Origin of the sequence: Pontibacter sp. SGAir0037, from assembly GCF_005491705.1 — a bacterium.
GTDB lineage: Bacteria > Bacteroidota > Bacteroidia > Cytophagales > Hymenobacteraceae > Pontibacter.
This window is the reverse complement of the sequence record NZ_CP028092.1, coordinates 3,752,637-3,773,284: the sequence shown is the minus strand read 5'-3', so window position 1 is coordinate 3,773,284 and position 20,648 is coordinate 3,752,637. Positions and strand designations below refer to the sequence as shown.

Here is a 20,648-nt window from a genome sequence, read left to right as displayed (position 1 = left end):
AAATTAAAAATGAAGAATATATTAATAAAAACGGTGCTTGCATGTCTTTTAACTACAAGCATTTTAACCTCATGTAGTGATGAGTTTTTGAATGAAGCGCCAGCTACATTAGTGCCTCAAAATGCGGCAATATCCACTGAAGCCGATATGCTTATTGCACTCAATGGAACGTACAGAGCATTAAATACTGTAGTTTTATCTGGTAGCACTATCACTTTATACGGTCGAAATGTGCCTTTAGCGGGAGATTTACTAGCTGATAATGTGTTTGTTTCTGAGCGCAATTCAGGTAGATATATACCTTTTAGTAACTATACTTTTAATCAATCCAATGCGGATATAGGTGATATATGGTCTGCTTCTTATACTTTAATCTTAAGAGCAAATAATATTATTAACTCTTCTGTAAGTGGAGGAAACGCAGCTAATATAAATCAGTATAAGGGGGAAGCTTATGCTATCAGAGCACTAGCATACTTTAACTTAGTGCGTTTTTTTGCCAAACCATACACAGATGATCCCGCATCTCCTGGTGTGCCGATCGTAACGCAATATGACCCATTCCTGAAGCCTAGTCGCAGTACTGTAGCGCAGGTATATACCCAAATTATGAATGATTTGGATCAAGCATATCAGCTACAAACACAGTATAGAGGATCAGCTTTTATGTCTAAATATGCAGCGCGTGCTATTGCGGCAAATGTTGCGATGTATAAAGCTGACTATGCTACTGCTTTAACTTATGCTAATGATGTAATTACAAATAGTGGATTTTCATTATTAAACAGAGCAGAGGTAGGTGCATATTGGGCTTCTGGTACACCTAACTCAAGTTCAGTTAAAAGAGAAACTCTTTTTGAAGTTGCCTCTAACTCAGTAAATAATGCTGGTAATGATGAATTAGTAAATATTTATCATCAACAAGGTTATGGTGATATGTTAGCTACACCTGAGTTATATAATTCATATAGCGAAGAGGATATCAGAAAGAGCCTTATCTCGAATTCTTCACGCGTATCTGGAGAAAATCCTGCTTATATAGTAAATAAGTATCAAATACCATTCGGAGCGGGTGATATCAGCGATAAAAAAGTAATCAGAATGTCTGAAGTTTATCTAATTGCAGCAGAATCTGCTTATAGAACTAACAGTGAAACAACAGCGTTAGCCCGATTAAATGAATTAGCATCAAAAAGGTATTCTACCTTCACTTTTGCTTCTACAGGTAGCCAACTTTTAGAAGATATTATTACTGAAAGAAGGAAAGAGCTTGCATTTGAAGGAAATAGATTTCATGATTTAAATCGCTTGAAAAGAGAAATAACCAGATCTTCGGTATATCCTGCTACTGCACGTACAATTCCGTATCCTGGAAGTTCTTCTCTTCCTCGTTATTTCCCTATTCCTGAAAGAGAGTTAAATGTTAATCCAAATATTTAAGTGATTACAATAGATAAACAAAAGGGGATGCTAAGCATCCCCTTTTGTTTATCTATTGTAATCACTTAAATATATTTTAAAATAGAAAAGTACAGCTTGAAGTTCGTTTTAATAGTAAGTGAAAATTAAAAGAAATAACAATGATGAAATTAATAATGCCAACACTGTGTATTATATTTTGTCTAATTAGTAATTCGATAGTAGCCCAAAACTATCCTTACATGCAAGATGTAAACGGAAGTACGTTAAGGATTGGCCAATATGAAAGCATTAATGGATCTCCTTATTTATATGATGAGTGGGAGCGGGCAATAATTAAATTTGCTGATGGTGAAATTTTCCAAGTTGAAAAGCTTAAATATGATCAGATCTCAAACCAACTCATTTTTTCTAATAAAGATGGGATAGCCATGGCCTTTATTAAACCTGTTGTACAATTTGAATTTATGTCAGATTCAGATGATTCTAAGAATAATAGGAAGTTCAAAAATGGATATCCTGTAATTTTAGGTGGTACAGAAGCATCATACTATGAAGTTCTGGCTGAAGGAAAGATTACTCTTTTGAAGCGTTCATATAAAGCTATTAGAGAAGAAAAAAGTTATAATTCGGCAACTATAAACAAAAATATAATTGAAAATACAAACTACTTTGTATATAACACTACCGATAATAAAATAATGAGATTTAAAAAAGATTCAAAAGGCATAATGGCAATTTTGAATAATTCAAAAGAAGCAGAAAGTTATTTGAAGGAAAACAAGCTAGATATCAAAAAAGATAGTGATTTAATTAAACTAATCACATATTACAACAATCACTTGCAATAGTCTTTAAAGACTATTGCAAGTGATTGTTGTAATATGTGATTATAATACTTAATAAGAATATATAAAACTCCTAAAACCTACAACTCACTAAAGCCCCACTAAACCCTGGCCCGCTGATGGGAACAACTGAAAAGGGGAGCTTAGCAGACTTTTTGTGTAACTGAGGAACAAGGATACCAGCAGCTGCGCCTAAAGTATAGCCTAAAATGTTATCACTTAGAAAGTGCTTACCAGCTTTCAGCCTGAAATAACCTACAGTAGCTGGAATTGCAGCGGCAGTAGCCCAAACGTACGGTCGTGCCGGAGAATCAGGATTGAAATCGTGAAATACTTTGGCGGCAAAGAAAGAGGCACTGGCAGCGGCCGCAGTATGACCTGCATAAAAAGAATTCTGAGCATTTGCTCTGCCTTTTTCTGCAAGGGATACATCTTGGCTGTAGGTAAGGGGACGGTTGCGAATAACATTACCGTTTGTCATGGTGTAAAGGGCACCTGTTATAGCCATGGTTTCTACATAAAGAACCAGCACTTGTCCAGCATTGCTTCTAACATTCTCATTTAATAGTAGCAAGAGTGGTGTACCAAAAGAGGTGTATAAGGGATAATCGCTTATTGTATTAGCTCTTTCTGAATAAAAGCCTGCTGAGAAGCGATCAAACCTATTCACATCCTTCACATTAAGGGCTAGCGCCTCTTCCGAAGTCAAACCTGATTTAGATTGCATAAGAGTCAGGCCATAGTAAGTAAGCCCTGCACCTAAAGCCGTAATAGGGGCATCAACACCAACACTGGTTTGATATGGTGAAGCAGATTGACTAAAGCAGTTTAGGCTAAAAGTCATATAAAAGCACAAAAAAATATATTTAAATAACTTCATGTGTGTATTATTAGAGATGTACAAGTGGGCAATAGAACGTATATGTTAATTGAAAGGTTTGCAATAGAAAAGTGATAATGCAAATCCTGCTATGTTAGCAGGGCTTATATTAAAATAACAACTAAAAACTGCAGGTGTAGACGGTGATGATCGTACATAAGCAGCTTTAAAATTAATGTTATGACATGTGTTACCATGATGCTGATTTGTCGTATTAATTTTTTGTGTGGCAGATTTCTATTAGTTTTGTAGTTACTGCCAGAGAGAAGCACCTGGCTAATAATTTGTACCTTAATCAATCATAAAATGCCATATTTATTCACTTCTGAATCAGTGTCAGAAGGACACCCAGATAAAGTAGCAGATCAGATATCCGATGCACTTTTAGATGAATTCCTGAAGCAGGATCCACAATCCAAAGTAGCCTGCGAAACACTTGTAACAACAGGTTTAGTCGTGTTAAGTGGTGAAGTTAAAACAGAGGCCTATGTTGATGTGCAGAAGGTGGCCAGGGAAGTTATCAGACGAATTGGCTATACAAAATCTGAGTACAAATTTGATGCGGAAGCATGTGGCGTCATCTCTGCAATTCATGAGCAATCAAGCGATATTAACCAGGGGGTAGAGCGGGCAAATCCGGAAGAGCAGGGTGCAGGCGACCAGGGAATGATGTTTGGTTATGCAACAAATGAAACAGACAATTACATGCCACTTGCATTGAGCATATCGCATTTGCTGTTACAGGAGCTGTCTGCTATTCGTAAAGAAGGTAAAGAAATGACTTACCTGCGCCCGGATGCAAAGTCGCAGGTGACCATCCGTTACAGCGATAATCATGTGCCTGAAAAGATTGATACTATTGTTATATCCACACAGCACGATGAGTTTGAGCTTCCAACGGCTGATAACAGCGAAGCAAAAGAAGAAGCAGAAGTAAAAATGGTACAACGTATTAAAGAAGATGTTGATACTATTCTTATACCTCGTGTGCTTAATCTGCTTCCGGAGCGAATTCAGAAGCTATTTAACAACGATATAGTTTACCATATCAATCCAACTGGCAAATTTGTAATTGGCGGTCCGCATGGAGATACCGGACTTACAGGCCGTAAAATTATTGTAGATACTTATGGTGGCAAGGGAGCACATGGTGGCGGTGCTTTTTCTGGAAAAGATTCGTCTAAAGTAGATCGCTCTGCAGCTTATGCAGCACGTCACGTTGCTAAAAACTTAGTAGCAGCGGGTGTCGCAGACCAGGCATTGGTACAAGTGGCTTATGCAATTGGAGTAGCAAAACCAGTTGGATTCTATGTAACTACTTATGGTTCTACCAATGTAAAAGATGCCAACGGTAATGTAATGAGCGATGGTGAAATTGCTGATAAGCTGAGTAACATCTTTGACATGCGTCCTTATGCTATTGTACAGCGGTATGGGCTACAGAATCCTATCTTCTCAGAAACAGCTGCCTATGGACACATGGGTAGAACACCTGGCGTGAAAAAAGTAGAAATAGGAAAGAATGGCCAGACGGAGGTAAGGGAGTTTGAAACCTTTACTTGGGAGAAGCTGGATTATGTAGAAAAGATTAAGGCTGAATTCGGGCTATAGTGCCTTGAAATAGCTCTAAAAACACGAGGCCTGCAGTTTACTTGCAGGCCTCGTGTTTTTAGAGCTATTCTCTCTAATCTTACATCTGTGTGATGTTATACAGGTGATCACCACCTCAAGTTAATATTTATAATTTTAATGAGCCATCTGTTTTTGCTTAAACCTCTTTAGCTGGCGGCGCATCGCTTCAACAGCAGCATCAGTAGCAGCTTCAAAAGAAGGAGCATCTTCCTGAGAAAACAGGGTAGAGCCAGGTACAAATAACCTTATTTCAACCGTTTTATTATCTATTCCGTCTTTATTATTATGCTTTAGAAACACTTCTCCATCGACAATACGATCGTAAAAGGTTTCCAATTTATTTACTTTCTGCGCTATAAAATCAGTTAGCTGTTTATCAGCATCAAAATGAATGGAATGCATCTGTAGCTTCATAATTGAAATAAATTATTGGTTTAACTTATGCTTTGGGATGAGCTTTCTCAAATACAGATTTGAGTTTCTCAATAGAATTGTGTGTGTAAACCTGGGTGGCTGCAAGGCTGGCGTGGCCCAGCAAATCTTTTATCGCGTTTAAGTCAGCCCCTTTGTTCAAAAGGTGTGTTGCAAAAGAATGGCGCAACACATGTGGGCTGTTATGTTCTGAAGTTGTAATCATACTGATAAACTTTTTTACAACACGATAAACAAACTTAGGATAAAGCGGACGTGCCTTACTAGTAACGAGCAGGGTTTTAGAATTGTTATCTGGTATATATTGGCGCTTATATGCTAAATAGGTTTCTATACAGGTATAAAGCGAGTCGTTTACAGGAACAATGCGTTCTTTGTTGCCTTTGCCCAAAACGCGTACTGTTCTGGCTCTCAAATCTATGTCGGATTCTTCTATACTAATCAGCTCCGACAGGCGAATACCTGTACCATATAGGAACTCCAGGATCAGCTTATCACGGTAGCCTTCGAAATTTTCTTCAAAAGTAAAACTGTCTAGAAGCGTATTGAATGGTTCTTCAGGCACAAAACCTGGTAACTTTTTAGATACTTTAGGAGCTCTGATGCGCAGCATCGGGTTTACCTGTATGCGTTGTTGCGATAACAGGAAGCGGTAATAAGAACGAAGACAGGCTATCTTTCTATTGATGGAGCGCGGCTGAATGTGGTTATGCACCAGCGAAAGAATCCAGGAACGGATAATGGTATGATCAGCTTCGGCAGGATCAGTAATTTCATATACCTGCTCCAGGTAGGTGGCGAATTGGCCTAAATCAGTATGGTAAGAGGTAAGGGTATGAGTACTATACCGCTTTTCATACTGCAAATATTTAAAAAATAAATCCATAACTTAGTAAACCTGGCGCTTAAGGCAGGTTTACTAAGTTATGGAAAAATACAATATATTGGTACTAAGTCTAGTAGTTTTCTTGAGCAAAAAGCTTTTGCTTGTAAGCAGCTCTTTCTTTTTGCTTTCTTTTTGCTACAGATGGTTTTTCAAAGAAAGTTCTTGCTCTAAGTTCTTTCAGAACTCCAGTTCTCTCGAACTTCTTCTTGAATCTTTTTAATGCGCGGTCTACAGACTCGTTATCCTTTACGTTTACAATTATCATGTTTTTACTCTCTTCTTCTGATATTAGGGTTGCAAATTTACACAAGCTTTTACTTAAAAATCAATAGTTTGCTAAAATATTTCTCACAAACTATCCAAATATGTCGGCAATTGCCTTTTAAACTCAATAAAACTACTTTTTCTTACGATCTGCCATTTACTGAGTTGCTTTCTTACCGGTTTTGCTTGCTTGTAAAAAATATCAGCTCTATCAGATGTTTGTAGGTAGGTGTGTCAGAAAGTAAAAGACCTGTGGTAGTAGATGTCTGCCTCTTTATTGCTGCCATCTCCTGGCTCTTTATTTCTTTTCTAATTCAGAATGGCTCTTGATATGACGAGCTTCTGTATCTCACTTGTTCCTTCACCTATAGTGCAAAGTTTGGCATCTCGATAAAACTTTTCAGCAGGATAATCTTTTGTAAAGCCATAGCCTCCGAATATCTGTACTGCCTCGTTGGCAACCCGCACTGCTACTTCAGAAGCATAAAGTTTTGCCATAGCGGATTCCTTGTTTACGCTAAGCCCACGGTTCTTCATGTCGGCGGCCTGGTAAGTGAGCAGCGAGGCGGCTTCAATTTCTGTAGCCATATCAGCCAGCTTAAAAGAGATGCCCTGAAAGCTGGAGATAGGTTTATTGAATTGGCTACGCTCCTGCGCATAGGCCTTGGCTGCCTCAAAAGCACCTTGCGCAATGCCTAGCGAGAGAGCTGCTATAGAAATGCGGCCTCCGTCCAGTACTTTCATAGCTTGTACAAAACCTTCGCCAACATTTCCCAGCATCTGGTCCCTATGTACACGACAGTCCTCAAATATAAGCTCTGTTGTTTCCGAAGCACGCATACCAAGCTTGTCTTCCTTGCGACCAGCTTTAAATCCTTCTGTGCCTTTTTCCACAACAAAGGCAGTCATGCCATGAGAATCTCCCACCTCGCCGGTGCGTACAATTACAACAGCTACATGACCGGATTTGCCATGTGTAATAAAATTCTTCGCGCCATTGATTATCCAATAATCGCCATCCTGAACAGCAACTGTTCGCATATTGCCTGCATCAGAACCTGTATTAGGTTCTGTTAAGCCCCAGGCCCCAATCCATTCAGCTGTCGCCAGTTTAGGCAAATATTTCTGTTTCTGTTCTTCATTGCCGAATTGCAGAATATGGCCTGTGCAAAGCGAGTTATGCGCAGCCATAGATAACCCGATGGAGCCATCGATCTTAGCCAGTTCTGCAATAGCTGTAACATATTCTAAGTAACCAAAGCCGGCACCGCCATATTCGGCTGGTACCAGAACGCCCATCAGCCCAAGTTCACCAAGTTGTTTAAAAACATTCACTGGAAATTCCTGGCTTTCATCCCATGCCCGCATATAGGGTTTAATGTGTCTCGAACCAAAGTCCCTGATCATTTCAGAGATCATCCGCTGATTTTCTGAGGTGTTAAATTCCATTAGTTTATAAGTTAGTTTAGTTAGTTTTGAGTAGCGTATATAACGGAGGTTATATATGTTATGTTTACAACGCTATCCGATATAAAGCAGGTACCTTATCCATAGTCAGAAATCTGCCGTAACATCTTAATTAGCTTTTAATAACAGAATGCCTGATTCCACTATTTTGATGCAGTCGGGAAATTGTGTTATTTTGAACATTGTATGCACAGGTGTGCTGGCATAATGTGGCACAATAATGGATAGTGCTTAAATTGTAGATGATCAAGTTTTTTAAAAATTTATTTGGTAAGACAGAGGAGCCTGTTTCTGAAGTTTCTTTAGAAGTGTTAGGGGTAGACATGCATTCGCATATACTTCCCGGGCTTGATGATGGCGCTGATACATTGGAGCGTTCGTTAGAACTGGTGCAGGCGATGAAGGATCAGGGGTACCGTAAACTGATCATGACGCCACACATCATGAGCGACTTTTATAGAAATACACCTGCCGGAATAAGAGAACGCTTACAGATACTGAAGCAGGCTGTGGAAGAAGCCGGTATCGATATAGAACTGGATTGCGCTGCCGAGCATTACCTGGATGAAGGATTTATGGAGAAGCTGCTGAATAAAGAGGAGCTGCTCACTTTTGGCGATAATTACCTCCTGTTCGAGACTTCTTTTCTGAACGAGCCGTTTAATTTACGCGAAGCCATTTTTAAGATGCGGTCTTTCGGCTATAAACCGGTGCTGGCGCACCCGGAGCGTTATACTTATTTCTATGGTAAATTCGATGACCTGGTTGCGCTGCGTGATTTTGGGGTGCTTTTCCAACCTAACTTAAATTCGCTGGTAGGCTATTATTCGCCGGCTGCCAGAGAAGTTGCTGAAAAATTGGTTAACCTGGGTTTGGTAGATTTCTTGGGCTCTGATGCTCATAGTATGAAGCACATTGGTGCTTTACAGCGGGCACGCAGCTCGAAATATTTGCAGAAGGCGCTGGAGCTTCCATTGCTCAACAACCAGCTATAATTTCCTTATTTATTTCTGATAACTTATGGTTTTTGTAACGGGCAGTAGCGGCCTGATCGGTAACTTTCTTATACCTGCTCTGTTGCAGCAGGGGTATCCCGTTAAAGCACTATACAGGAATCAGATACCTGCTATAGAAGGTGCCGGGCAGGCACAGTGGGTAGAAGGCGATATTCTGGACCCTTCTTTTCTGCGGTCGGAGCTGGTAGGGGTAAGCCATATTTTCCATTGCGCAGGATTGGTTTCTTATGCACCACAGGATGAGGAATTACTGAAACAGATAAACATAGAAGGTACCGCTAACATTGTAGATGCCTGCCTGGAGATAGGTAATGTTAAGCTGTGCCATGTCAGTTCTATAGCAGCCGTAGGCAGGCCCAAGGGAACAAATATTTTAACCGAAGATGCCAAGTGGGACCAGGCGGAAGAGCATTCTGCTTATGCAAGCTCCAAGTATTTCGGAGAGCTGGAAGTATGGCGCGGTGTGGCAGAAGGACTAAAAGCAGTAATCGTAAATCCATCGGTCATTCTGGGGCCGGCCGACTGGAACCGCAGCAGTACCAGGCTCTTCAAATACGTGTACGACGAGAAACCTTTTTATACCACCGGTAAGGCAAACTTTGTTGATGTGCGGGATGTGGTAGAGGCTATAATGCGATTAAATTTTTCGGAAATTTCAGGAGAAAGATTTATATTAAATGCGGCGCAGCTCACCTATAAAGAATTTTTTGAAGAGGCTGCCAGGTGCTTTGGTAAAAAGGCTCCAGCCAGAAAAGTACCACCTTTGCTGGCTGAAGTAGTATGGCGGGCAGAGCATGTTCGCTCCTGGTTTACAGGTAAACGCCCGCTCATTACAAAAGATACAGCCCGTGTTTCTGGTAAGTCTCATTTTTTCAGCAACAGCAAAGTACAGAAAGCTATTAACCTGGAGTTCAGGCCGATTGCAGAAACCATAGCCTGGTGCTGCAATCAGTTGCTACACGTAGAGCCAGCTGTAGGCCATGGGCAGGAGGCGCCAAACTAAACTATTTGCAGCCTAATAATGTAGTATGACAAAGGCCGTTTTACAATGGCTAGTTGGATTTTGGAGATGAAAGATAACTTTGATGAACATAGCGAGGATCTGGAACTGATACACCGGTTCGAGAAGATGCTAGGGAATAGCGAGCCCGCTTTTTTTGATTTAACTGATTTTGAATTTATAATTGACCACTATACGGCCAATTTCGAATATAAGAAGGCTATACTGGCCTGTGATTCTGCCATTGCACAATATCCGTTTTCAACAGAACTTCTGATCGACAAAGCGCAGCTGCTGGCTATGTCGGGTAAATTTGAAGAGGCACTTACACTTATTGAACAGGTACGTGAGGTAGATCCCGAAAATCCAGATGTGCTGCTAACCCGTGGCATCATTTGCACGCAACAAGGAGAGTATCGCGATGCGATAGATTTTTTTAAGAAGGCCCTTGCTTTTTCAGAAGAACGCGACGACATATTCTTTAATATAGGCCTGGCTTATCAAAGCTGGGGAAAATTCAGCTCTGCCATCCAGTACTATAAAAAGTGTATTACCCTCAATATAGAAAATGAGGCGGCGATGCAAGAGATAGTATATTGTATGGATGTAGCGGGTAGTATGCGGGAGAACCTTCCTTTCTTTCAGGAATTTGTGGATAACGATCCGTATTCTTCTGTTGCCTGGTTTAACCTCGGTAACATATACAATAAGCTTGGCCTCTACGATAAAGCCATTGCTGCTTACGATTATGCCACCATTATTAAGCCTGATTTTATCACGGCATACAATAATATGGCAAATGCATATGTTTTTCTGGGAGAGTATACAAAAGCCATTGAAGCATTTAACGCGATGCTGGAGCATGGCGAACCATCTGCCGAAGTATACTGCAACATAGGGGAGTGTTATGAAAAGCTGCAGCAATGGGATCTGGCACGCCGCTTCTATCAAAAATCAGTAGATCTTGATCCGGAGATGGATGAAGCCTGGTTTGGTATAGGCATTATACTGGATGCGCAGGGAAAATGGTATGAAGCTGTACATTTTTTCAAAAAAGCAGTAGATCTTTATTCGGATAGTGCAGATTATTGGGTGGCGCTGGCTGCGGCGGAATATCATGTAGGGCATGTGGTATCGGCTTTGGAAAGCTATGAGCGTGCAGCAGAAATACAGCCTGAGGATAAGAACATATACCTTAACTGGTCTATAATTCTTTACGAACAAGGAAATTACGAAGAAGCAATAGATATTATTTTAAACGCAATTGAGCTGCAGCCCGACGAGGCAGAGCTGTATTACAGGGCCTGTGCCTATATGCTTTCTGCAGGAAAATACAGAGAAGCATATAATTATCTAGAAAATGCGTTAATTTTGGACTTCGATAAACATAAACTGTTGTTCGAGTTCTTTCCTGAACTTGAGTCGCAGCGTGCATTATCCCGTTTAATTGATCAGTACCGCAAATAAAACACATGAATTACACCCTGAACAACCTTCCGGAACGCGAGGCTAAACCGCGCGAGAGAGGCTTTACTATGGCAATGGACAAAGGATTAAGCCTGAGGGAGGTAGAAGATTTTATAGAAGTAGCTGGAGATTACGTCGATATTGTAAAGCTAGGTTGGGCGACTTCTTATGTAGTGCCAAACCTGGAGAAAAAGCTTAAAATCTACAGAGATGCTGGTATACCTGCCTACCTGGGTGGCACCTTGTTCGAAGCCTTTGTCGTTCGAAACCAGTTCGATGATTACCGTCGCCTGTTAGACAAGTTTAACCTGGAGTATGCAGAAATTTCGGATGGATCTATTGACATGAACCATGACGAGAAATGCAACTACATCCGGACGCTGGCTGAGCAGGTAACTGTTTTATCGGAAGTAGGTTCTAAAGATGCCGAAAAAATTATTCCACCTTATATGTGGATAAAGCTGATGCAGGCAGAATTGGATGCCGGTGCCTGGAAGGTAATTGGAGAAGCACGTGAGGGAGGGAACGTTGGTCTATTCAGATCGACAGGAGAAGTAAGAAGTGGTTTGGTAGAGGAGATTCTGACAAAGATTCCTTTTGAAAAGATCTTGTGGGAGGCTCCGCAGAAAGCGCAGCAGGTGTGGTTTATTAAACTGTTGGGAGCTAACGTAAACCTTGGTAATATTGCACCAAGTGAAGTTATTCCTTTAGAGACAATCAGATTAGGCCTTCGTGGAGATACGTTTACGCATTTCCTGGATATGGAGAAGCCTTGCTAACTTTAAATATTAGTTTAAATAATATAAATTGCCCGTCGATTTCCCGCACGGGCAATTTTCATTTAAGACTTCTTTATTTTTAGAAGCAGTTACTACAAGAGGTAATTTAAGATATGGCCAACGAAAAGACTATTGTTCAGGAAACCTCCTTGACTTCTGAGGGTCAGGTGCAACACCCTACTCACAAGCGTTCTGTTAAAGATTACCTGTTGCTCTTCCTGAAAGGAATGAGTATGGGAGCTGCTGATGTAGTGCCAGGTGTGTCAGGCGGAACAATTGCTTTTATTACAGGTATTTACGAAGAATTGCTGGGCTCCATCCGATCAGTGAACGGGGATGCTGTAAAGCTATTACTTCGCTTCAACCTGAAAGGCTTCTGGAAGCACATCAACGGCAACTTTCTGCTAGTACTTGTTGGAGGTATACTTTTTTCTGTTGCCACCCTCTCTACAATAATCCTTTATCTGTTAGAGAATCATCCGGAAATGCTTTGGGCCTTCTTTTTTGGCTTAATTGTAGCATCTGCTATTGTGGTAGGGAAAAAGATTACCCGCTGGACCCTGCCGGTTCTACTAGCAGGTTTGGTAGGTGCGGCCATTGCCTATTATGTAACGGTAGCTTCGCCCACACAGACACCAGAAGCGCTTTGGTTTGTTTTCTTATCGGGAGCTATTGCCATTTGCGCCATGATTCTGCCAGGTATTTCCGGCAGCTTTATTTTGGTTTTGCTGGCGAAGTATGAGTATATATTAGGTGCTGTCAGAGATTTGAAGTTAAGCATTATTATAACCTTTGGTATTGGCTGTGTGGCAGGTTTGCTTGCTTTTTCACATATGCTGAATTGGATGCTGAAGCACTACCATAACTTAACCGTAGCACTTCTTACTGGTTTTATGGTGGGCTCGCTTAACAAAGTATGGCCTTGGAAACAAACTCTGGAAACATATACAGACAGCCATGGAGCTGTAAAGCCTCTTGTTCAGGAGAATGTGCTGCCCACAAATTACCTTCAGATTACCGGGCAGGAGCCGTATTTGCTCTATGGCATTTTGCTGGCAATTTTTGGTTTTGTGGTAGTGTATTTCTTAGATCGTATCTCAAGCGACAACACTTCAGAGGTTTAAACAGGGTAAAATCGTATCATCAACTCATAAATAAGCAGATGCGCAGATTCGGACTTATCGGTAAAAAGCTGGGGCATTCTTTTTCTAAGAAGTACTTTTCAGAGAAGTTTCTAAAAGAAGGGATACAGGATGCTGCTTATGAGCTTTACGAACTGCCTGATATTGAGAGGTTAAAGGCCTTGCTGGAGCAGGAAGAAGGTTTGGTGGGGCTTAATGTTACTGTTCCCTATAAAGAGGAGGTATTGCCTTTGCTGGATGAACTGGATGAAGCTGCTGCTGCCATCGGAGCTGTTAATACTATTAAAATTTCAGAAGGAAAGCTGAAAGGCTATAATACAGACTACATCGGTTTTAGAAAAGAATTAGAGGAGTTTTATCCTGAACAGCAAAGAGGACAAGCATTAGTATTAGGTACAGGTGGTGCCGCCAAAGCTGTTAAAGCTGCTCTAACTGATTTGCAGATTCCTTATATGTCTGTTTCCAGGAAACCCAATGCAGATGAGCTTTCTTACCAGCAGTTGCAGCCTGCTACTCTTGCTCAGTTTAACCTGATTGTTAATACAACGCCACTTGGTATGTATCCAAATACAGATGAGCTGCCACGATTGCCATACAACAGCCTGAGCTCTAATCATTTTTTATACGACCTGGTGTATAATCCTGAATTAACAGCTTTCATGCAAAAAGGAATGGCCGCCGGTGCTAAAACCATAAACGGCTTAGGTATGCTATACGGTCAGGCAGAAGCAGCCTGGAATATATGGAATACTTAATTATAAATTATTTCCTGTTCAGGCAGAAGATATCCTGTGTTATACCGTAACTTTTTAAGGCACCTCTCTCGTAGAAGAGTTCAAATTTAATTCTATGAGCCATGGCGCATTTACATATACTGAAGCAAAAAGCACAGACACTTAACACAGAGGTTTATGCCCTCTACCTTTCTTACCGCGATACAAATGTGAAATGGTATGTTAAGGTGATTCTGGCCTTTGTAATTGGCTATGGTATAAGCCCAATAGATTTTATTCCTGACTTTAAGGCTGTTTTCGGGTTTCTGGATGATATCATCATTATTGCAGCTGGTTTAAGCACATCGTATCACCTGGTTTCGAAGCAGGTTTTGGATAAAGCCAGAATAAGAGCTTATGAGGAGTTTGGTGGTGAGAGTCAGGAAGCAGTAATGGCCTTTAGAATTGTTTTATATGCCTGGGTGCTTGCTGTCTCGTTGGTGGCAGTATTCTTCTATAAATTAATTTATATGAATGCGATGTAATGGATATACTGTTACTATTAAAACAATAGAAAAGCCCTCTTCCGAGGGCTTTTTTTATGGCAACAGATTTAGAAGAGGAGTTTAGCTTCACGTGCCCCTCTTTTCTGCGTGTGAAGCCGCTGTGATGATTTAATTCGCAGATATTCATATCTTTACAATGCCTTTGCATGTTCATGATTTGGTGGCGAGCATATTAAATTCTAAATTATTTTTATACAGCTTGCAACCATTCGTGCATTACTGGAATCTTAAGGATGTATGTAGGTTTTATACGCAGTTCAATTGAATCTTTTTACTAAGCCAAAGTCAGACGAGGATAAACTCATAGAAGGGTGCATTGCCGGCAAGCGGGAAATGCAGCGCTACCTCTATGACCTTTATTCAAAAAAGATGATGGTGGTTTGTCTGCGTTATGCTCCTACCAGCTTCGAAGCCGAAGATATTATGCAGGAAGGTTTTGTGAAGGTGTTTTCGAATCTGCAAAACTTTAAGCGGGATTGCCCGCTTGAGTTCTGGATCCGGCGCATTATGGTTAATACTGCCTTAAAGTTACTGCGCCAGAAGTCATTGCTTACCGTTTCTCATGAATCTGATGAGGCAGTTAATATTTATTCCGATAAGGTGAATCTTTCCGGGTATAGTATGGATGAGTTGCTTGGTATGATCCAGAGCCTGGCACCGCGTTACCGGATGGTATTTAACCTGTATGCCATCGAAGGCTACAATCATAAAGAAATAGGAGAGATGTTAGGCATCTCTGAAGGTACATCTAAATCACAGTACTCGCGTGCAAGAGTTATACTGCAAAGTATGCTATCGCGCCAGGATAAAATTTATACAGAGCATGTCATCAGCAAATAATTCAGAATATGGAGACCTAGAGCACGAGTTCAGGCGCCGTATGCACGACGCTGAATCTTCACCTGCTCCAGACTTATGGGCGAGAATCGATCATGATCTCACGGTACAGGAAAATAAGCAGTACAAAGATCGTATTGTCCTTTACAGGCATCTGGCGGCGGCGTGCTTTGTATTGTTTATGCTTACAGGTTCGCTACTTGCTTATGTTTACAAAGATGGTTTTGGTGTAGAGAAAGCAGGGACGATACTGCACGATGCCCGTGTTTCGTATAGCCAGGTGGAGCAGGCAGAGCTGCCTGTTTCGTCCGGTATTGCGCAAGCTACAGAAGCTGATGCTAGCAATAATATTGAAGCTGATGAAGCAGCCGCAGTAAAGGATATAGTTATAGAAAAAGTAACAATGGGCAGCAGTATTGCCTTAAAGCCAGTAAGTAAAAGCCAAACAGCTACGGCTACTTCTGCTGCTGGTGCCAGTGCTTCAGAGGAATCCCATGCTTCTTCTTCGGAAAAACAGTCCGCAATGCCCCTTTCTTTACGACAAGCCATAACCTCTGTGCCTGCTGCAGATATAGCTGATCGCCAAACAGCACAAACAGGTGCTTCTAATTCGGCTGCGTTACCTTCGTCAATTAAACAGTTGAATGATATTTACAGCAAAAGTGCTCCTCCTGCTGATAAGCAAGCAAGCCTGAATAGTATTGCGCTCAATACCAGTCCTGACTCCCGGGATAGCGATCGTTCCGGAAAGTCGGATAGCCGTTGGAGTGTTAGTATGGCCTATATGCCGAGTTACTTTAACCAAAATATAGGTGTGCCCGAAAATATAGTGAGCACTGCAAGTATGAATACCCTTGCGCACTCAGCACTTAAAACGTCGTTTATGACACCCTCTAATGTGGAGGCTGCGCAAGAAGAGTACGAGCAAAACACAACCCCGGCTTTTTCCTACACAGCAGAGGTAAAGACAGGTGTTAGAGTTAGCAGGAAGCTGAAGATCCTATCAGGTTTAGGTTTTAGCCAGCATAATGCCAGAACTAAATCAAGCTATATAGTGGAGCAGTTTTCAACAAATCCACTTACCAATACCCGTTATCAGCATCCGGCTTCAACTATTTTTGCACCGGCTTTAGATAATTCTTTTAGCACCGACTCTATAAGTGTGCAGAAAACAAACGAATTTACAACCAATTACCGGTATAACTATTTATCTGTGCCGATTGGCTTACAATATGATGGCGCTATTTCTAAGCATTGGTATTGGTATGCTACAGGTGGTGTAGCGGCTAACATTCTTATGCAAACTTCTATTTTAGCGTCTCATAACCAGGTAGAGGCCCAAAATTACAATCGCAACGATGATGCTTCTCCTTTTCGGGATGTTCAGTTTTCAGGTAATGTTGGCCTGGGTGTTGGCAAACGAATCTCAGAAACTGTTGCTGTTTCGTTTGGTCCTGAGTTTAAAAGTTTCTTTAGCCCTATGCTAGCTAACCCTGACCGAGCTCCTGCACCACAGGGCAAACCTTATGCCATTGGTTTAAACCTTGGTGTGAACTATGCCCTAGGCAGAAAACAGCTTTAAATTTATTTTAAAGCTTATGCAACCGCAGCGATTGAAATTGCATCTCCTATACAAGAGTGTATAATGTTTAACAGTTTAAAATCCGGATATATGAAAGAGCTTTTTCAGTCCTTTGCTGGCTTCTCCAACATACTGGCTATTGTTAGAGTAAATTTATCCGGGTGGTATGTTTTGTTAGCGCTTCTTCTGGCAGCTGTTTTTATGAATGGCTGATGCTAATACTTATAATTTTATAGTATACCTGCAAGCATTACTTTTCTAAATATGTGCCTGTTCTAATTTTGTTGCTTGTAAGGCAACTGCTACTGCCTTAAATCTCATTTTACGTTTACCATTAGTACAAGATGGAACTATGAAACTTTTACAACCTGTAAAGTTTTTATTTACAGCCTGCTGTTTGCTGCTGCTAGGTTGCTCAGAAATAACTCCTGAGCCTGCTTGTGTTCAGGCGCAGGTAATCGGGCTTGATTGCCAGAATGGCTGGTATGTGCTGCACCTTACGGGAAATGATAGCAGGACGGCAACAAGGGCTTATATTGGCCAATTGCAGGAAGGGTTTGTCACGACTGATAATCTGCCTGAAGCTTACAGAGAGCCCGGATTAACCTTAACCGTAGCGCTGGAGCTGAACACAGACTATAGTCCTGTTTGCACTGCTGTTAATATGATGTACCCAACGGTGAGAGTGAAGAAAGTATGCTCTGTTGTGGCTAGTTTACGGTAAAAGGTATCTTTACTTTTGCTTACTTATACTATAAAATGAGAAGAGGCTGCCATTGTAATGGCAGCCTCTTCTCATTTTAGCGGTTGTATGTTTACAGCAAGTTATTTACTAAAGCTGGAGCAATACCCAGTAAGATCGTTAATATAGTTATAAAGATCAGCACAAAAGATGCCAGGCTGCTAACATGAATCTTCTCCTGGTTCTCAGCAGGATGCATATACATGGCAATCACTGGCTTCAGGTAATAGTAAATACCAACTGTTGCCAATATAACGGCTACTACTACCAGCCACATCATGTTCTGTGCTTCTACAACAGCAGAGAAAATAAAGAATTTGCCAAAGAAGCCTGCAGTTAACGGTATGCCAGCCAAGGATAGCATTGATACTGTCATTGCAAAAGCTAATAGTGGGTTGGTTCTGCCGAGTCCGTTTAATCCTGTAAAAGTGCTGTCAGTGCGTTGATCTGCTACCAGCTTAAGCACAGCAAATGCGGCAATGCTGGCGCTTGAGTATGCTATAGCATAAAAGAAGATAGATGAGTCGGAGTAGCGGTTAAAAGCTACTAATGCCATCAGCATGTATCCGGCGTGTGAAATACTAGAGTAAGCCAGCATCCGCTTTACATTACCTTGTACCACAGCACCTATATTTCCTACCACCAGTGTTAAAACGGTAATGGCAATCAGCGTAGGGAACCAGGTTTCGTAAGATGCGGCAAAAGCTGCTACCATCAGTTTGTAAAAAGCTGCTACACCGGCTGTTTTTACTACCGTAGACATAAAAGCAGTAAACAGCGTTGGTGTTCCTTCGTAAACATCCGGCGTCCAGAAATGAAAGGGGGCTGCTGCTACTTTAAAAGAGATGCCGATTACTATAAGCAGTAAGCCTAAAACAAACATAGTGTTCATTACTCCATCTGCTGCTATGGCCTGTGTGTTTCCGATAGTAGTAATATCAAAAGAACCTGTTGCGCCATACACCAGTACTATGCCAAATAGAAGTACACCTGTAAAGAAGGCTCCCATCAGGAAATATTTAAGGGCTGCCTCGTTAGAACGTAAGCTTTTCTTGTTACTGCCAGCCAGCACATACATGGCTATTGATATAATCTCAATACCAATAAACAACATGAGCATATTTTCATAGCTTACCATCATGATGGCACCAACCAGGGCAAACAGCAGCAACGAGTAGTATTCTGCCAGGTTTTGATCCCGGTTGGTTACGTAGCTCTGTGAGAAAGGGATAAGCATTAACGTAGACAGAACCATGATACCCGTAAAAGCTACCGCAAAATTATCGATAGTGAGCATATTGTTAAAGAAGCTCTGGGTATCGTTCCAGCTGATCAGGTTAACGCCAAATACGATTGCTAAAAAGAGCAGTACCAGCGGCAACAGTATTCTTTTAGATTTCAGGAAACCCATGAACAGGTTTATGATCCCAAATCCAGCTAAAAGTATAATCGAAGTCATGTTGTTGTATTTCCTGTAAAACTCGTATCTGTTTTCTTGCCTTATTACCTGTTAATGATGTGCAGCAATTTGCCAACAGCAGGTTCTGATATATTTAAAAAAGTATTGGGGAATAAACCGATCCAGAATACCATAATTACTAAAGGAATCAATACTGCTTTTTCGTTGAAAGTAAGATCAGCGAAAGTTTCTGTAGCCGGTGACTTTGTACCGAACATAACTCCCTGAAACATACGCAGCATATACACTGCACCAAGTATAATGGTTAAGCCAGCAACACCGCCAAACCAGTAGTTAAACTGAAACACGCCCGAAAGCAGCAGGAACTCACCTACAAACCCGTTAGTAAGTGGTAATGCTACAGAACCCAGCAACAGAATCATGAAGAAGATTGACAGCGCTGGCGTAGTTTGAGTTATACCACCCAGACTGGTCACATCTCTGGTTTTGGTGCGGCTAAAGATGATGTCGATAATGAAGAATAGGCCTACTACATTTATGCCGTGGCTAAGCATCTGAATAACGCCACCCTGCAAGCCTTGCTCGTTCATGGTAAAGATACCTGCTGAAATGAGGCCTACGTGTGCAATAGATGAATAAGCGATCAGGCGTTTCAGGTCGCGCTGGCGTATAGCAATAACAGAAGCGTAGACAATACCTATAATAGAAAGCACCAGTACTACCTCTACCCATTCACTTACACCGTAAGGAACCACAGGTAATAGCCAACGCAGAACACCATAGATACCCATTTTCAGCATAATACCTGATAACAGCATAGTAGCCTGTGTTGGAGATTCTGTATAGGTATCCGGTTGCCATGTGTGGAATGGGAACACTGGCATTTTTATGGCAAATGCCAGGAATAAAAACCAGAATACCCAGCTCTGTGTATCAGTATCTAAGGCTATCTGGTAAAATGCATTTACATTGGATGAATGTGCTGAAGAAGCCGTTCCTCCTGTCTGGAAGTACAGGTAAATGAAAGCAGCCAGCATGAAAAGGGAACCGAATATGGTATAGATGAAGAACTTAAATGTAACAGGTATTCTTCGCTCTCCGCCCCAGATAGCCGCAATAAAGTAAATTGGAATAAGTGCTACCTCCCAGAAGAAATAAAACAGGAAAGCATCCAGCGCCGTAAACACACCAATCAGGCCTGTTTGCATGAACAGGATTAAGGCATAAAAAGCCCCTGGATTTTTATAGTCGTGCTTAAAAGAAGACAGCACGATTAATGGCACCAGGAATGTTGTTAGCAGCACCATCAGAAGGCTAATGCCGTCCATGCCAATGCTAAAGGTTATACCAGCACTTTCTACCCAGGGAAGAATCAGGGCAAACTGTGGGTCGGTAGTTTCATTTACAAAGTTCACTGTGGCATAAAGAGCAACGGCAAACTCCACAAGCGTGGCTATGAAGGCAATTTTCTTGGCTCCCTCTCCTTTTATAAGTAACAATAGTAGTGCAGCAAGGGCTGGCCAGAAAAGTAATAGAGCTGTTATCATTTTTCTAAG

General features: G+C 41.3%; 20 protein-coding genes. 13 read left to right on the top strand and 7 right to left on the bottom strand.

Features of this window, described 5'->3' with window-relative positions; all coding sequences use genetic code 11:
- Positions 1-9 precede the first annotated feature (9 nt).
- A complete protein-coding gene (locus C1N53_RS15445) occupies positions 10-1,440 on the top strand; it encodes a RagB/SusD family nutrient uptake outer membrane protein (protein ID WP_137760167.1) in 1,431 nt (476 codons plus the stop codon).
- A gap of 221 nt (positions 1,441-1,661) precedes the next feature.
- Entirely contained in the window at positions 1,662-2,270 is a 609-nt protein-coding gene (locus C1N53_RS15440; protein ID WP_137760166.1) for a hypothetical protein, read from the top strand.
- 70 nt (positions 2,271-2,340) lie between these two features.
- On the opposite strand, the gene C1N53_RS15435 is transcribed toward C1N53_RS15440, so the two are convergent.
- Complete coding sequence (locus C1N53_RS15435) at positions 2,341-3,111, bottom strand: phosphatase PAP2 family protein (protein ID WP_240773236.1); 771 nt, start codon at positions 3,109-3,111, stop codon at positions 2,341-2,343.
- 342 nt (positions 3,112-3,453) lie between these two features.
- Here C1N53_RS15435 and metK point away from each other — a divergent pair, with 342 nt between their 5' ends.
- Positions 3,454-4,758, top strand: a complete 1,305-nt coding sequence (metK, locus tag C1N53_RS15430; protein WP_137760164.1) for a methionine adenosyltransferase — start codon at positions 3,454-3,456, stop codon at positions 4,756-4,758.
- A 135-nt stretch (positions 4,759-4,893) separates the two neighbouring features.
- On the opposite strand, the gene hpf is transcribed toward metK, so the two are convergent.
- The 4 genes from hpf to C1N53_RS15410 form a co-directional block, all read right to left on the bottom strand.
- A complete protein-coding gene (gene hpf, locus C1N53_RS15425) occupies positions 4,894-5,193 on the bottom strand; it encodes a ribosome hibernation-promoting factor, HPF/YfiA family (RefSeq protein WP_137760163.1) in 300 nt (99 codons plus the stop codon).
- A gap of 25 nt (positions 5,194-5,218) precedes the next feature.
- Entirely contained in the window at positions 5,219-6,097 is an 879-nt protein-coding gene (locus tag C1N53_RS15420) for a tyrosine-type recombinase/integrase (protein ID WP_137760162.1), read from the bottom strand.
- 70 nt (positions 6,098-6,167) lie between these two features.
- The gene (rpsU, locus tag C1N53_RS15415) at positions 6,168-6,362 is read right to left on the bottom strand and encodes a 30S ribosomal protein S21 (RefSeq protein WP_137760161.1); all 195 of its coding nucleotides are present in this window, start codon (positions 6,360-6,362) and stop codon (positions 6,168-6,170) included.
- Positions 6,363-6,670: 308 nt separating this feature from the next.
- Positions 6,671-7,810, bottom strand: coding sequence for an acyl-CoA dehydrogenase family protein (locus tag C1N53_RS15410; RefSeq protein ID WP_137760160.1), 1,140 nt, complete (start codon positions 7,808-7,810; stop codon positions 6,671-6,673).
- 260 nt (positions 7,811-8,070) lie between these two features.
- Between C1N53_RS15410 and C1N53_RS15405 the strand changes: the two genes are divergently transcribed.
- From C1N53_RS15405 to C1N53_RS15360, 10 genes are all read left to right on the top strand, one after another.
- Positions 8,071-8,823, top strand: coding sequence for a tyrosine-protein phosphatase (locus tag C1N53_RS15405; RefSeq protein WP_137760159.1), 753 nt, complete (start codon positions 8,071-8,073; stop codon positions 8,821-8,823).
- A 25-nt stretch (positions 8,824-8,848) separates the two neighbouring features.
- On the top strand, positions 8,849-9,847 hold the full coding sequence (locus C1N53_RS15400) for an NAD-dependent epimerase/dehydratase family protein (protein WP_137760158.1): 999 nt from the start codon (positions 8,849-8,851) through the stop codon (positions 9,845-9,847).
- A gap of 45 nt (positions 9,848-9,892) precedes the next feature.
- On the top strand, positions 9,893-11,311 hold the full coding sequence (locus C1N53_RS15395; protein ID WP_240773235.1) for a tetratricopeptide repeat protein: 1,419 nt from the start codon (positions 9,893-9,895) through the stop codon (positions 11,309-11,311).
- Between the two features lie 5 nt (positions 11,312-11,316).
- On the top strand, positions 11,317-12,090 hold the full coding sequence (locus C1N53_RS15390) for a phosphosulfolactate synthase (protein WP_137760157.1): 774 nt from the start codon (positions 11,317-11,319) through the stop codon (positions 12,088-12,090).
- Positions 12,091-12,203: 113 nt separating this feature from the next.
- A complete protein-coding gene (locus C1N53_RS15385) occupies positions 12,204-13,214 on the top strand; it encodes a DUF368 domain-containing protein (protein WP_305790900.1) in 1,011 nt (336 codons plus the stop codon).
- A gap of 38 nt (positions 13,215-13,252) precedes the next feature.
- Positions 13,253-13,987 (top strand): shikimate dehydrogenase, encoded by a 735-nt coding sequence (locus C1N53_RS15380; RefSeq protein ID WP_137760156.1) that lies wholly within the window; start codon positions 13,253-13,255, stop codon positions 13,985-13,987.
- A gap of 101 nt (positions 13,988-14,088) precedes the next feature.
- Positions 14,089-14,490: a YkvA family protein gene (locus C1N53_RS15375; RefSeq protein ID WP_137760155.1), complete on the top strand. Its 402-nt coding sequence runs from the start codon at positions 14,089-14,091 to the stop codon at positions 14,488-14,490.
- A gap of 282 nt (positions 14,491-14,772) precedes the next feature.
- Positions 14,773-15,351 (top strand): RNA polymerase sigma factor, encoded by a 579-nt coding sequence (locus C1N53_RS15370; protein WP_137760154.1) that lies wholly within the window; start codon positions 14,773-14,775, stop codon positions 15,349-15,351.
- Positions 15,335-16,930: an outer membrane beta-barrel protein gene (locus C1N53_RS15365; RefSeq protein ID WP_137760153.1), complete on the top strand. Its 1,596-nt coding sequence runs from the start codon at positions 15,335-15,337 to the stop codon at positions 16,928-16,930. The genes C1N53_RS15370 and C1N53_RS15365 overlap by 17 nt, the downstream gene beginning before the upstream one ends.
- A 352-nt stretch (positions 16,931-17,282) precedes the next feature.
- Positions 17,283-17,654, top strand: coding sequence for a hypothetical protein (locus C1N53_RS15360; RefSeq protein ID WP_137760152.1), 372 nt, complete (start codon positions 17,283-17,285; stop codon positions 17,652-17,654).
- Between the two features lie 91 nt (positions 17,655-17,745).
- Here the strand turns inward: C1N53_RS15360 and C1N53_RS15355 are convergent, their stop codons facing one another.
- Both C1N53_RS15355 and C1N53_RS15350 read right to left on the bottom strand, forming a co-directional pair.
- Positions 17,746-19,131, bottom strand: a complete 1,386-nt coding sequence (locus tag C1N53_RS15355) for an NADH-quinone oxidoreductase subunit N (protein WP_137760151.1) — start codon at positions 19,129-19,131, stop codon at positions 17,746-17,748.
- A gap of 44 nt (positions 19,132-19,175) precedes the next feature.
- The gene (locus C1N53_RS15350) at positions 19,176-20,639 is read right to left on the bottom strand and encodes a NuoM family protein (RefSeq protein WP_137760150.1); all 1,464 of its coding nucleotides are present in this window, start codon (positions 20,637-20,639) and stop codon (positions 19,176-19,178) included.
- Between the last annotated feature and the right edge of the window lie 9 nt (positions 20,640-20,648).